Origin of the sequence: Microbacterium pratiae (assembly GCF_047302165.1) — a bacterium.
In the GTDB taxonomy this organism is placed as follows: Bacteria; Actinomycetota; Actinomycetes; order Actinomycetales; family Microbacteriaceae; genus Microbacterium.
In genome coordinates this window covers 1380664-1393421 of sequence record NZ_CP154843.1, presented here as the reverse complement: position 1 = coordinate 1393421, position 12758 = coordinate 1380664, and the positions used below count along the sequence as shown (strand labels likewise).

12 protein-coding genes are annotated in these 12758 nt (G+C 69.9%); 7 read left to right on the top strand and 5 right to left on the bottom strand.

Annotated elements, in window-relative coordinates:
• Nucleotide 1: 1 nt before the first annotated feature.
• Complete coding sequence (locus tag AA0Y20_RS06470; protein WP_412938194.1) at nucleotides 2-475, bottom strand: S-ribosylhomocysteine lyase; 474 nt, start codon at nucleotides 473-475, stop codon at nucleotides 2-4.
• Between the two features lie 230 nt (nucleotides 476-705).
• Here AA0Y20_RS06470 and AA0Y20_RS06465 point away from each other — a divergent pair, with 230 nt between their 5' ends.
• The 4 genes from AA0Y20_RS06465 to AA0Y20_RS06450 all read left to right on the top strand — a co-directional run bounded on the left by AA0Y20_RS06465 (nucleotide 706) and on the right by AA0Y20_RS06450 (nucleotide 4942).
• The gene (locus tag AA0Y20_RS06465) at nucleotides 706-1746 is read left to right on the top strand and encodes a lytic transglycosylase domain-containing protein (RefSeq protein WP_412938192.1); all 1041 of its coding nucleotides are present in this window, start codon (nucleotides 706-708) and stop codon (nucleotides 1744-1746) included.
• Nucleotides 1747-2096: 350 nt separating this feature from the next.
• On the top strand, nucleotides 2097-2531 hold the full coding sequence (locus tag AA0Y20_RS06460) for a VOC family protein (protein WP_412938191.1): 435 nt from the start codon (nucleotides 2097-2099) through the stop codon (nucleotides 2529-2531).
• A gap of 23 nt (nucleotides 2532-2554) precedes the next feature.
• Nucleotides 2555-3793, top strand: coding sequence for an amidohydrolase (locus AA0Y20_RS06455; protein WP_412938190.1), 1239 nt, complete (start codon nucleotides 2555-2557; stop codon nucleotides 3791-3793).
• Nucleotides 3794-3877: 84 nt separating this feature from the next.
• Nucleotides 3878-4942, top strand: a complete 1065-nt coding sequence (locus tag AA0Y20_RS06450) for a sodium:calcium antiporter (protein ID WP_412938189.1) — start codon at nucleotides 3878-3880, stop codon at nucleotides 4940-4942.
• 39 nt (nucleotides 4943-4981) lie between these two features.
• Here the strand turns inward: AA0Y20_RS06450 and AA0Y20_RS06445 are convergent, their stop codons facing one another.
• Nucleotides 4982-5314 (bottom strand): hypothetical protein, encoded by a 333-nt coding sequence (locus AA0Y20_RS06445; RefSeq protein WP_412938188.1) that lies wholly within the window; start codon nucleotides 5312-5314, stop codon nucleotides 4982-4984.
• Between the two features lie 289 nt (nucleotides 5315-5603).
• Nucleotides 5604-7403 (bottom strand): DUF2207 domain-containing protein, encoded by a 1800-nt coding sequence (locus AA0Y20_RS06440; RefSeq protein WP_412938187.1) that lies wholly within the window; start codon nucleotides 7401-7403, stop codon nucleotides 5604-5606.
• Between the two features lie 35 nt (nucleotides 7404-7438).
• Between AA0Y20_RS06440 and AA0Y20_RS06435 the strand changes: the two genes are divergently transcribed.
• Nucleotides 7439-7870: a MarR family winged helix-turn-helix transcriptional regulator gene (locus AA0Y20_RS06435; RefSeq protein ID WP_412938186.1), complete on the top strand. Its 432-nt coding sequence runs from the start codon at nucleotides 7439-7441 to the stop codon at nucleotides 7868-7870.
• A gap of 139 nt (nucleotides 7871-8009) precedes the next feature.
• Nucleotides 8010-9437 (top strand): HNH endonuclease, encoded by a 1428-nt coding sequence (locus AA0Y20_RS06430; protein ID WP_412938185.1) that lies wholly within the window; start codon nucleotides 8010-8012, stop codon nucleotides 9435-9437.
• 166 nt (nucleotides 9438-9603) lie between these two features.
• Here AA0Y20_RS06430 and AA0Y20_RS06425 read toward each other — a convergent pair whose 3' ends face one another.
• Both AA0Y20_RS06425 and AA0Y20_RS06420 read right to left on the bottom strand, forming a co-directional pair.
• Nucleotides 9604-10029, bottom strand: a complete 426-nt coding sequence (locus AA0Y20_RS06425; RefSeq protein WP_064956137.1) for an Hsp20/alpha crystallin family protein — start codon at nucleotides 10027-10029, stop codon at nucleotides 9604-9606.
• Nucleotides 10030-10179: 150 nt separating this feature from the next.
• On the bottom strand, nucleotides 10180-11589 hold the full coding sequence (locus AA0Y20_RS06420) for an L-serine ammonia-lyase (protein WP_412938183.1): 1410 nt from the start codon (nucleotides 11587-11589) through the stop codon (nucleotides 10180-10182).
• An 89-nt stretch (nucleotides 11590-11678) separates the two neighbouring features.
• On the opposite strand from AA0Y20_RS06420, the gene AA0Y20_RS06415 reads away from it, so the two are divergent.
• Nucleotides 11679-12749 carry an FUSC family protein gene (locus AA0Y20_RS06415; RefSeq protein WP_412938182.1) on the top strand — a complete coding sequence of 357 codons (1071 nt, stop codon included), beginning with the start codon at nucleotides 11679-11681 and terminating at the stop codon, nucleotides 12747-12749.
• Nucleotides 12750-12758 lie beyond the last annotated feature (9 nt).

Below are 12758 nucleotides of genomic sequence, written 5' to 3'. Positions count from 1 at the left end.
GTCAGACTCCGACGCGCGAGAAGGCGTCGAGGCTGATGCCCTGATCGAGCACCGTCTTCGACCACTCGCGGGCCGAGTGCAGCGAGTGGTCGCGGTAGTTCCCGCACTCGAGCGCGGAGACGCCCGGGATGTCGGCCTCGACGGCCTCCTCGGCGATGAAGCGGAGGCTCCCGGTCAGGGCCGCGACGACGTCGGCGACCTCGGGCTCACCCCACATCAGCAGGTGGAATCCGGTGCGGCAGCCGAAGGGCGAGATGTCGATGACTCCGTCGATGCGATCGCGGAGAAGACCCGCGAGCATGTGCTCGATGGTGTGGATGCCGGCGGTCGGGATCTCGCCCGCGTTGGGCTGGACGAACCGGACGTCGAAGTTCGTGATGGTTCCGCCGCCCGGGCCGTGCTCGACGCCGATCCGTCGCACGTACGGGGCGAGCACGGCGGTGTGGTCCAACGTGAAGCTCTCGATCTCGGCCATGGTTTCCTCCCTCGGAACGGACGGTCGGACGGTCCACACGGCCCGTCATTCCGGCCAGATTAACCCGCCGCACCGCCGGGTCGGCTCGCCTTCGCTCCCAGGTTACGTCCAGGGACTGTCCGGGACTCGTCCAGACTCACCCCGCAGACTCGAGGAGTTTTGTGCGTCCGCCCGAGACGCCCGCCGCCTGTCGCGGTGCCCGCAAACATTGAAGGACCGCCCCTGTTCGCATGACTTCTTCGTCAAGCCAGCCCACCCGCCGCGACCTGCGGCGCTCCGCCAGCTCCTCCAGCTCTGTCAGCTCCACCAGCTCCACCTCCGCATCCCGCCGCTTCGTCCGCCCCGCCGCCCTCACTCTCGGGCTGGCCCTGGGTCTGACCGCGGTCGTCGGGACGACGGCCTCTGCAGCGCTGCCGACGGCCGCGGGCTCCGTTCCCGTCATGCAGCGCGCCGCGCTCGTGACCGCTGCGGCTACCTCGACGGCAAAGCCGCTGAGCGCGATCGAGCAGGCCACGACCGACGCCGTCGCTGCGGCCGAGGCATCCGTCGTCGACGCCGCCACTCTGACCGGCGATGTGTCGGCTGCCGCCCTGCCGATCGAGGGCGACACGACGATCGACACGGCACAGCTGCGCGAGCGCATCGAAGGCCTGAAGGACACCGAGGTCATCCCGACGCTCCTCCTGCCCGACCTCACCGACAAGCTGACCGACGCGACCGACGACGTGCAGGCCCAGACGGCCGACCTCCGCGGGCGCCTCGAGGCTGCCCAGGCGCAGAAGGCCGCCGAGGAAGAGGCCGCGCGGATCGCCGCCGAGGAAGCCGCCGCCGCCGAGGCCGCCGCTCAGGCGAAGGCCGAGGAGGAGGCCGCGGCAGCCGCCGCGCAGCGTTCGAGCGGGTCGCGCTCGTCGTCCTCGTCGTCGTCCGCTCCCGCTGCATCCGCCGCCGCCTCGACGGGCGACAACTCCCCCGGTGCCGCTCAGGAGGCCGCGAGCAACATGCTCGGCGAGTTCGGCTGGGGCCAGGACCAGTTCTCGTGCCTCGTCTCCCTGTGGAACAAGGAGTCGGGCTGGAACTACCAGGCCTACAACAGCGGCAGCGGTGCGTACGGCATCCCGCAGGCGCTCCCCGGCAGCAAGATGGCTTCGGCCGGCGGCGACTGGCAGACCAGCGCGGTCACCCAGGTGCGCTGGGGCCTCGGGTACATCTCCGGCCGCTACGGCACGCCCTGCGGCGCGTGGGGTCACTCGCAGTCGACCGGCTGGTACTGATCACCGCTCGCTGACGGTTCGCGAAAGCGCACGTCCGTACGGTCCGCTCACGCGGAGACCGTGCGGACGTGCGCTTTCGCCGTGTGTGGCGCCGGGTCAGTCCTCGTCGAGCGGGTCCTCAGCCGTGACCTCGAGCATGGGAGCTTCCTCGATCGGGTCGACGGGCATGTCGCCGGGTGCGACGAAGGGCACGTTTCCGTTGAGGCTCATGATGGTTCCTCCCTGCGGTTCGCGAGTGGCTCACGCTACGACGCCGCCAGCGAGCGGTCAGCCCCGTTGCCGTCCGGCGATACCGGGTGTACCCGCTGTCGGAGGGCGGGAGTACCGTCGGTCGCGACGAGGAGGTCACCATGAACAGGCTCGGCAACATCACCTTCTACGCAGACGACCCACGGGCGCTCTCGCACTTCTGGGCCGATGTCTTCGGCTATCCGCGCCTCGACTGGCCCGACGACATGCGCCGGCAACAGCTCGATGCCGGCCTGACCGATGACGATCTCGACCGCCGAGGTCTCGCGGAGGATCCCGAGGGCCGCGGACCCCGCCTGTACTTCCACCACGCCGACGGCTCGAAGCGAGGGCGCAACCGCCTGCACATCGATGTCTCGGTCGCACCCGCCGACGGTGAGCGCCGGGCCTCGCTACAGGCGGTGGACGCGGAGAAGGATCGTCTCGTCGCGCTCGGTGCGAGCGTCGTCCGGCTGGTGGAACAGCAGTGGGGGGCGTGGCCGGAGCGCTACTGGCAGATGCGAGACCCGGAGGGCAACGAGTTCTGCCTCCAGTGAGCGTCCGGCATAGGGTCGAGGGCATGGCCCCCCGCATCCTCGCCGTCGTGAACGGCCGCATCGTCCCCGTGTCCGCGCCCGTCATCGAGGGCGGGACGGTGATCGTCACGGACGGCGTGATCACCGCCGTCGGCGGAGCCGAGACGCCTGTTCCCGACGGCGCGGAGATCCTGGATGCCGCTGGCCGATGGGTCCTGCCCGGCTTCGTCGAGGCGCACGGACACCTCGGCGTCCACGAGGACGGCGAGGGCTGGTCGGGCAACGACACCAACGAGATGACCGACCCGAACGGCGCCCGCTTCCGCGCGCTCGACGGCATCGACATCGACGAGGTCGGGTTCCGCGACGCCCTGCGCGGCGGTGTCACCTCCGTCGTGATCAAACCCGGGTCGGGAAACCCGATCGGGGGGCGCACCGTCGCCATCAAGACATGGGGCGGACGCACCGTCGACGAGCAGGTGATCGCCGAGAACGTATCGGTGAAGTCGGCTCTGGGCGAGAACCCCAAGCGGGTCTACGGCGACAAGAAGCAGACGCCCTCGACCCGGTTGGGCGTCGCCTCGGTTCTGCGCGACGCCTTCGTCGGCGCTCAGAACTATGTCGCCAAGCGGGATGCCGCGGCGGCCAAGGGCGAGCCGTTCGATCGCGACCTCGGCAAGGAGACGCTCGCCGAAGTGCTCGACGGGACGCTGCTGTGGGACCAGCACAGTCATCGTCACGACGACATCGTCACCGCGATCCGTCTCGCCGAGGAGTTCGGATACCGTCTCGTCGTCAACCACGGCACGGAGGGGCACAAGATCGCGGACGTCCTGGCAGAGAAGGGCATCCCCGTGATCTTCGGGCCGATGCTCACCTCGCGCTCCAAGGTCGAGCTGCGCGACCGGGCGATCGGCGCGCTCGCCCTGATCGCCGCCGCGGGCGTGACCGTCGCGATCACGACCGACCACCCGGTGGTGCCGATCGACCAGATCCGACTGCAGGCGATCCTCGCGGTGCGAGAGGGCCTCCCGGCGGATGTCGCGTTGCAGGCGCTCACGACGAACCCGGCCAGCATCCTGCGACTCGACGATCGGGTCGGCGCCCTCGAGGCCGGCCGCGACGGCGACCTCGTCCTGTGGTCGGGCGACCCCCTGGCGGTCGAGTCGCGTGTCGAGCACGTCATCATCGGCGGCACCACGGTGCTCGAGACGACCGACGACGGCGACGTGCACATCGTGGATCGATGGGAGCGGTTCGGGCGCTCCAGCTGGCTCCGCTGAACCGGAACCCGCTGAACCGGAACCCGTCGCGCGCGCGAGCGCAAGAGGTACGCGCACGACACTGCGCGGGTGTGCACTGAGGGCATGTCGAACCTGCCCCTCTGGCTGCTCCTCCTGGTCTTCGCCGTTGCCGCCGCCGTCGTGTGGGTTGCCGGAATCCAGCTCTCGAAATCGACCGACGTCCTCGATGATCGCTGGCACATTGGCAGCGCGTTCGGCGGGCTGATCGTGCTCGCCGTGGCCACGAACCTGCCCGAGATCGCGATCACCGTCAGCGCGGCGATCTCGGGGAACCTCGAGGTCGCGGTGGGCAACATCCTCGGCGGCATCGCGCTGCAGACCGTGGTGCTGGTGATCCTCGACCTGTTCGGCAGACGCGGGCGCGGGGTGAGGCCGTTGACGTACCGTGCGGCATCCCTCGTCCTGGTGCTGGAAGCCGTCGTCGTGGTCGCGGTCCTCGCCGTGGTGATGGCGGGGAGCCAGCTGCCCGGTGACCTGGTCGTCGCACGTCTCACCCCCGACGTCGTACTCATCGCGGCGCTGTGGCTCGCCGGGCTGTTCCTCGTGCAGCGAGCCGGGAGGCATCTGCCGTGGCACGAGAACGGCACGTCGCCGGGCGCTAGCGAACATGCTCCCGGGCACCGGCGGGCGAAGCCGCAGCATCCGCATCACGCGATGAGCACCGGGGCCGTGGTCGCGATCTTCGCGGTCTCGGCGCTCGCGACGCTCGGCGCCGGCGTGGTGCTCGAACGTGCCGGCGACGCGATCGCCGACGGGATCGGGCTGTCGGGCGTGCTGTTCGGAGCGACCGTCCTCGCGCTGGCGACCGCGCTGCCGGAGATCTCGACGGGGCTGCAGGCGATCCGGCAGGGCGACGACAACCTCGCGATGAGCGACATCTTCGGCGGCAACGCCTTCCTGCCGGTGCTGTTCCTCGTGGCCACCCTGATCTCGGGTCAGGCAGTGCTGCCGCAGGCGAACGGGGCCGACATCTACCTGACGGCGCTGGCTGCGCTGCTGACGCTCGTCTACGTCGTCGGGCTCATCTTCCGGCCGGCCAAGCGCGTCGCGGGAATGGGCGTCGACTCTCTCGTCGTGCTCGTCCTCTACGGCGCGGGCATCGCGGGGCTCTTCGCCGTCGCCGGGTGAACGCCGCTGCCGGGTGAACGTCGTCGCCGGGCAGGCGGCTCAGATCTCGTCCGAGCGGGGAGACCGCACCGACCAGCCGACTCGCCGCAGGGCGTCTGCCAGCCGTGCTGCCTCCGTCGCCGCGACATCCCATGAGACGTCGGAGCACACGTCGACCGCCAGCGGGGGCGGGTCGGCGAACTTGGGGATCTGCACCTCGGCCCACACGTCGCGGCCGAGTCCGACCCGCGGGAACGCGGTTCCCGGATTCCCGATGACGCCGTCCGAGACGAAGGCGATCGTCTCGAGGGCGTCCGGTTTGGCGACCGGCAGGTCGACGACGAGCGTGACCACGAAGGGTCCGCTGGCGGTGTCTCGACCGTGGGCGTGCACGCGCCAATCCTGACAGACCCCGACTGACCTGAAGGCCGAAACCCGAGCGTCGGCGAGGTGCGCGCTCAGCGTTTCCGATGATTACGAAAAGATAACGGGAAAACCCTTGCTCGTCGTTACCTCGTCGTTATAGAGTGCTCGCACGGTAGCTGTTTTGCTGTGGCAGCCACCGGCATGTGATTGCAGGAAACTCTTGGTGCAAAGGGACGAGGGCCCGACCGAATGCCTCTTCGGTCGGGCCCTCAACTGCGTCTACGGCACGCATCGGCCGCGAGCGAAAGGCTCGCAATTAGGCGCCTCCGCCACCGCCTCCGCCGCCTCCGCCGCCCGCTGATCCGCCGCCGCTCGAACCGCCCGACGTCGACGACGACGACGACGCAGCCGACGACAGGGTGCCGATTCCCGCGGCGAATGACGAGGCGTCGAAACCTCCCGAGCCGGAGTACCAGATCGGCGCGGTGACGCCCGCCGCGGCGTAGGCCACCGTCAGGTGCGCAGCCCACTCCTTCTCGCGGCCGAACAGCACGGCATACGGCAGCAGCCGCTCGTAGATCCGCAGCACCTCGCGCGGATCATCCGTCGCGATGGGTTCCCGCTCGGCGCCGGTCGGCGACTGCAGCATCCGGATGCGGTCCTCCTCGGCCCAGCGGATGAAGAGGTCGAGCCCCCGGAGGTGGTCGCGCGTCTCAGCCCCGGCGCGCGAGAGCGGCGAGCCCGAGACGGCGAACACCACGACGAAGAAGGATGCCGCAGCCAGCACGATCCCCGCGACGGGCAGAGCCGGGTGCACGAAGGAACCGAGCGCGAGCACACCGAACAGGATGACGAGGGCGGCCAGCACGACGCACGCGGCGACCGGCCAGCCACGCACCCCCGCCGGAACCGACCGATACATATCGCGACGCTTGAGGTTGTCTTCCGCGAGCTTCAGAGCGCGCTGCGTCTCGGACGAGAGCCGGGTGTCCGACGAGCCGAAACGGTAGACCTCGCCGCGACGGTGGTGCGGGAACATCCCGCGCAGCAGCATCCGGCCGTTCTGGTCGGCCAGCTTCGGGTCGATCAGCTCCGCTTGAAGCTTCGCACGCCCCCAGCGGCGACTCCCGTCGTCGACGATACGGATCGAGCCGACCAGCGCCTGTTCGAGGACCTCGGCCGGGATCGCCTTCGAGGTCTTCTTCAACAGCACGGCCGACTCGAGCGCGTCGATGTGCCGTGGCGGCGTGTACTCGGCGATGACCGTCGGCCGTCCCGGCTCATCGCGCAGGTGACGACGTCGATTCCGGAGCGACCAGCCCGTCGCGCCCGCGAGCAGCACGACCGAACCGGACTGCAGCCACCCGAACGGGGACGACACGAAGGAGGTGTCATAGGTCTCGAAAGCGCCCGCCGCGAATCCGACCGCGAGGGTGAGGGTCTCGTGCGGCGCGAGATCGGATGCCGACGCGGTGATCGTGGCGCCATCAGATGATGTGGCGATCTCGGGGCACGCGGTGGTGCTGTCCTGCACCCCGACGTAGCAGGCCTGACGCCCCGCGAGCGATCCCGCGACGGACGGATCCAGATGCAGAGTCGCGGTCACCTGACGGAAGGGCTGATTCCAGTCGGTGCCGTTGACGTCCCAGTAGAACTCGAGCCCCGTGTCGGGAAAGTCCCAGACGACGTTCTCGAGGTCGTAGGTGAAGACGAACGTGTTCTGCCCGTGCAGGTATGCGGCGCCGCGGGTCAGGATGCCGAGGGTGCCGTCGTCGCTGTCGGTCTCGACGGGACGGGCAGACCCGTTCTCGTCGGTGACCGAGATGAGCTCGGGATGCAGCGGCTGCCCGTTGTACGTCTCGGGAAGGAGGCGCCGCATGCCGCGGTTCTGATCCGAATCGGGAAAGTCCGCGACGAAGGTCTCGACGACGCGCATTCGAGCGGTGCCGTCCTCGTCGCGGCTGAGCGTGTAGTCGACGGAGAGCGAGTCGAAGACGAAGGCATCGAGATCGGCCGATTCATCGGCGGATGCCGCAGCCGGGGCGGACAGCGCGAAAAGGCATCCGACCAGCGAGAAGACGGCGATCACGAGCGCCGCCCGGGTGCGACGGATCATGCCGACCAGCTTAGGCGGGCACTAAAGTTGACGCCATGAGCGATCGTCGTCGTGCCGTGGCAGCGTGGGAAAGCCTCTTCCGCGCGCAGCATGAGATCTTCGACGACATCAGCAACGACTTCGCCAGCGACGAGCTCACGCAAGCCGAGTACGACGTGCTCCTGACCGTCGTGCGCGGTGCCGGACATCGTGCGCGGCTGCGCGACGTCACGGCGAACATGCTCATCAGCCAGCCGAGCGTGTCACGCCTGGTCGACCGGATGGTCTCGCGCGGACTCATCACCAAGTGCGGAGACCCGACCGACGGCCGCGGTGCGATGCTCACCGCGACGCCCGAGGGTGTCTCGGCGTTCCGCCGGCTCGCTGCGGCGCACGGGCGGTCCATCGCGGAGCGGATGTCGGTGCTGTCGACCGAAGAGCTCGAGCAGCTCGAGCAGCTGACAGCGAAGCTGCGCCGACTGCCCTGACGATCGGCGCCCGGCCTGCGGCGTCGGGCGGGTGGTCGAGCGGGCGGGAGCTTCCTCCCCGACCTCGTTGCTGCTGCGACTTTCGCTGATCGAACAGAGTTTCGAGTTCAATGTCGTACCCCACTGTCATGATGGGAACATGGCAGCGAATGGTGAGAGTGGCGAGGCGGGACGCGATGACGTCGTGCCCTCGCAGGCGCTCGCTTTCTCGCGGTACGCAGAGGCCCTGGACCTGACCCATTCCGCCGATATCGCACGGATACGGGCGCTGGCCGACCTCGGCCACGCCGCGTTGCGCGATGCCCGTCGTGACGGCGTGCGCGGCATGGCGTCTGACATGGAATTACGGTCCGTCGCGGCCGAAGCGGCGGGGATGGCGCGGCTGACCGATCGGCGCCTGCAGGGCGAGATCGATCACGCGCTGACGGTCGTCGATGATTACCCCGCCGTGTTCGAGGCGTGGGCGTCACGGCGGATCGAACGCGGCCACGTGGATGCGGTCGTGCGGGTCGGCACCGGGGTGCCGGCCGAGGTGCGGTCGGAGTATGCGGAAGCGGCGATCGCGGTGTGCGAGCGGGACGTGCCCTCACGGGTGCGGCCTGCTTTGGAGGCGTTGGCGGCACGGGTGCATCCGCAGGACTTCACCGAGCGGCACAAGACCGCGGCGGCGGAACGGTGCGTGCGGGTGTTCCATGGGACGGACGGGATGTCGAACCTCGTCGCGAACCTGCCGACCGTGATCGCCGCGGGGATGCTCGACCGGCTCACGCAGATGGGACAGTCCGTGAAGGACGCCCGGGTCGCGGATGCTGGCGGTGCGGATGCCGCCGGGGTTGTCGGAATGCACGCTGACGCGGTTGCCGGCGCGGCGGAAACGGACGCCGCGGGCGCGGATGCCGCACCGGATATCCGGACGATGGATCAGCTGCGCGCGGACATCCTCGGTGACCTCGTGCTCGGAGGAGCGCCCGTCGTCGATCCGACCTACGGGGCCGACCGGGCCAGCGGGCTCGGCGCGATCCGAGCACGGATGCAGGTCGCCGTGACCGCTGAGACTCTGACGGGCGCGGATGAGAACCCAGCCGAGGCCATCGGGGCCGGGCTCATCGACGCCGGAACAGCACGACAGCTCGCGGGGCAGGTGTCGGAGTGGGACCGGCTCTTCATCGACCCCGTCACCCGCACCCCGGTCGAGATCGACACCTACCGGCCCACCGTGGCCATGAAGAAACTCCTTGCCGCGAGAGACCAGCACTGCCGGTTCCCCGGATGCCGACGAGCGGCCATCCGCTGCGAACTCGACCACACCATCGACTACGCCCTCGGCGGGCACACCCACATCTTCAACCTCGCGCACCTCTGCCAAAGACACCACTCGATGAAGCAATTCACCAAATGGGAAGTCAGACAACTCGGCGGCGGGGTCCTGGAATGGACCTCACCCCTCGGGCGGATCTACCGCGAAGACGTACCGATACCGGCAGTGTGCTTCACGAGCGACACAGCGGAACCGCCGCCGGATGCCGGGACCGGCGGACCTCCGCCGGATGAACCGCCACCCTTCTGAGTTCCGGGCCTGTGCCCGCGCACGTTCCGAGACCGGGCAGACCCGAACCTCGCGCGCCTTCGGCTCACCGGCGGCTCGGCGGCGCATCGGCACCGACACGCACGCAAAGGGCGGCCGCCGCCCCCGAAGGAGCTGCGGCCGCCCGTCTGGCAGTGCGTCGGCGCGATCAGTTCTCGATCGGGACCACCGGCGCAGCGGCGTCCGTCGTGACCTCGACCTTGCGCGGCTTGGCCTTCTCGCTGACCGGGATAGTGACGGTCAGGACGCCGTTGTTGTAGGTCGCGGCGATGCCCTCGGTGTCGACGCCCTGGCCGAGGTTCAGCTGACGCAGGAAGCTCGCAGCCTCCCGCTCGCGCGTGATCCACTTCACGCCGTCGCCACTGGCGAGCGTGCGCTCGGCGCGGATAGTCAGCAGCTGACCGTCGACGTCGATGTCGACCGAGCCCGGGTCGATTCCCGGCAGGTCGGCGGTCATCACGTAGTGGTCGCCGTCACGGTAGAGGTCCATCGGCATGCGACGAGGGCCGCGGCGCGTGTCGAAGAGGCTCGAGGCGATGCGGTCGAGGTCGCGGAACGGGTCGTAAGTAGCCATCGATCTTTCCCTTCTCTGATGCTTCGTGTTGAGATCTGAAAGTTGAGCCCCATCGGCTCAACTGCATCCAGATTAGCACTCGACCCCAACGAGTGCCAACGGTTCTCGCACGGCGAACAGCGCCCCGAACGGGCGGGTGTCGAGCGCGTCTCAGCACTCGACGACGTTGACGGCGAGCCCGCCCTCGCTCGTCTCCTTGTACTTGTGCGACATGTCGATGCCGGTCTGACGCATCGTCTCGACCACGGCATCGAGCGAGACGTAATGCCGCCCGTCGCCCCGCAGGGCGAGTCGCGCAGCGGTGACCGCCGTCGACGCCGCAATCGCGTTGCGCTCGATGCAGGGGATCTGCACGAGACCGCCGACCGGGTCGCACGTGAGCCCGAGGTGATGCTCCATCGCGATCTCCGCCGCGTTCTCGATCTGCGCGCTGTTGCCGCCCATGACCGCCGTCAGCCCTCCGGCCGCCATCGCGCACGCGGATCCGACCTCCGCCTGACACCCGCCCTCCGCGCCCGAGATGGACGCATTCGCCTTGAAGAGCGAACCGAGCGCCGTCGCGGTCAGCAGGAATCGCCGGATGCCGCGTCTGCGGTCGAGATCCTCCGACGCGAGCCGCGACTCGGCCGCGAACCGCCACCAGTACATCGCCACCGCCGGGAGGATGCCAGCAGCACCGTTGGTGGGCGCGGTGACCACCCGCCCGCCGGAGGCGTTCTCCTCGTTGACGGCGAGCGCGAAAGCGCCGAGCCACTCCCCCGGCAGCTCGCGGCCACCGGCAGCCTCCGCATCCTCGAGCTGAGCCCGCATGGCGCCCGCGCGACGCCGCACGCGCAGCATCCCCGGCAGTGTGCCCTCAGCACGCAAACCCGCGTCGACGCACCCGGCCATCGCGTCCCAGATCGCGTCGAGCCCGGCGGCGACCTCCGACTCGGGCCGGAGCGCCTCTTCGTTCCGTCGTGCGAGGCCCGCGATGCTCAGCCCATCGCGCTCGCACAGCTCCAGCAGCTCCGCCGCGGTGCTGAACCGGTACGGCCAGACGACAGCGCCCGAACCTCCGCGCCGCCCGCCCGCCTCGGCGGCTTCGCCTGCGCGTCGGATGAAACCGCCCCCGACCGAGAGATACGTTTCCGACACGACGAGATCGCCCGCGGCGTCCCACGCGCTCAGGGTCATCGCGTTGGGATGCTCCGGAAGCCGCGTCCGCGGTTCGAAGGTCACGTCGCTCCGCGAGAACGACACCGCGTGCCGCCCTGCGAGCAGAAGGGGTGAGCCGTCGACCCACCCTGTCCACGCGGCGCGAACCGCATCGGGGTCCACGGTCTCGGGCGCATGGCCCTGCAGCCCCGCGACCACGGCATCCGGCGTGCCATGCCCGATGCCGGTCGCCCCGAGCGAGCCGTACAGCACGCAGCCGACACGTGCGACCTCGGGAAGCCGGCCCGCGGCCTCCAGCCCGATGACGAATGCACGGGCGGCACGCAACGGCCCGACCGTGTGGGAGCTCGAGGGTCCTACTCCGATGGAGAACAGCTCGAACGCCGAGACGTAAGCGCTCACTCGCCCAGGCTACGCGAGTGCCTGCCGCACGAGCCGGGCAACGTCAAGGGCGTACCTGCAGACGCGGCGCGCGCCTATCGTCGCGACCGATGACCACCGCACCCCACCCCCGTCTGGCGTCGCTGAAAGCGGCCGCGCGAACCGCCGGAGGCGAGGCCTTCGCGGTCTCGCGCCTGCTGCTGGCCGGCAAGACGGCGATCGCGGCCGCGATCGCCTGGTACCTGGCGCCCCTGGTCCCCTTCGCGCACGACGAGTACTCCTATTACGCACCGCTCGGCGTGCTCGTGAGCATGTACCCGACCATCGCCGATTCGGCCAAGGCAGGCCTCCAGGCCGTGGGGGGCCTCGCCATCGGCATCGCGATCGGCCTCGCCGGACTGTGGATCGTCTCGGGGCCGAGCCCGCGCATCCTGGGAGTGGCGATCGTCGTCGCCGCGGGCGTGGCGGTCGGCGGCATCCGCGCACTCGGCACGGGAAGGGACTGGATCGCGATCGCCGCACTGTTCGTCCTGCTGCTCGGCGCGAACGACGCCGGCGGCTTCTCGGTGTCGTACCTCGTCACGATGGCCTTCGGTGTGGTGATCGGCGTCGCCGTCAACCTCGCGATCGCGCCGCCCCTGTACCTCCGTCGCGCTTCGACCCGCCTGTCTCAGCTGCGCGACGCGGTCGCGGACCGACTCGAGATGCTCGCCACCTCGGTCGCCGACGGCGCACCCGCGGACCCGACCGGCCAGGGCTACCTCCAGGAGATCCTCGACGCCGTCTCGGCCGACGTCCGCGAGGCCGCCCGCAGCCGCAAAGCGCATCCCCTCGCCCGGCGGCGCCGCGGCATCGAGGCGGAGAACGGCCACCGGTTGCAGGCGCTCGAGAACACCGTCCGTCAGACGATCGAGCTCGCTGCCGGCATCGACGGCCTCCCGCTCACCCCGGATGCGGTGCCGTTGCGCGCCGAGCTCGCCGAGGCGGTCCGCGCCACGGCGCGCGCCGTCTCGCTGCCTCTGGGCGATCCGACGACCCCGACCGCCGTCGAGGACGCCGAGCGGGCGCTCGCCCGCGTCGTCGACGCGGCGCCCGGGCACAGCGACGGGCGCATCTCTCCGTGGACGCGCACAGCCGTCGACCTCAGCCGGATCATCGACGCATCCCGACCGTTCGCCTGAGGCGACGAC

Excerpts from the sequence above, each read along its gene's own strand:
- AA0Y20_RS06415 (WP_412938182.1), top strand. The coding sequence starts at position 11,679 with ATGACCACCGCACCCCACCCCCGTCTGGCGTCGCTGAAAGCGGCCGCG.
- AA0Y20_RS06460 (WP_412938191.1), top strand. The coding sequence starts at position 2,097 with ATGAACAGGCTCGGCAACATCACCTTCTACGCAGACGACCCACGGGCG.
- AA0Y20_RS06440 (WP_412938187.1), bottom strand. The coding sequence starts at position 7,403 with ATGATCCGTCGCACCCGGGCGGCGCTCGTGATCGCCGTCTTCTCGCTG.
- AA0Y20_RS06425 (WP_064956137.1), bottom strand. The coding sequence starts at position 10,029 with ATGGCTACTTACGACCCGTTCCGCGACCTCGACCGCATCGCCTCGAGC.
- AA0Y20_RS06430 (WP_412938185.1), top strand. The coding sequence starts at position 8,010 with ATGGCAGCGAATGGTGAGAGTGGCGAGGCGGGACGCGATGACGTCGTG.
- AA0Y20_RS06465 (WP_412938192.1), top strand. The coding sequence starts at position 706 with ATGACTTCTTCGTCAAGCCAGCCCACCCGCCGCGACCTGCGGCGCTCC.
- AA0Y20_RS06450 (WP_412938189.1), top strand. The coding sequence starts at position 3,878 with ATGTCGAACCTGCCCCTCTGGCTGCTCCTCCTGGTCTTCGCCGTTGCC.
- AA0Y20_RS06470 (WP_412938194.1), bottom strand. The coding sequence starts at position 475 with ATGGCCGAGATCGAGAGCTTCACGTTGGACCACACCGCCGTGCTCGCC.
- AA0Y20_RS06435 (WP_412938186.1), top strand. The coding sequence starts at position 7,439 with ATGAGCGATCGTCGTCGTGCCGTGGCAGCGTGGGAAAGCCTCTTCCGC.
- AA0Y20_RS06455 (WP_412938190.1), top strand. The coding sequence starts at position 2,555 with ATGGCCCCCCGCATCCTCGCCGTCGTGAACGGCCGCATCGTCCCCGTG.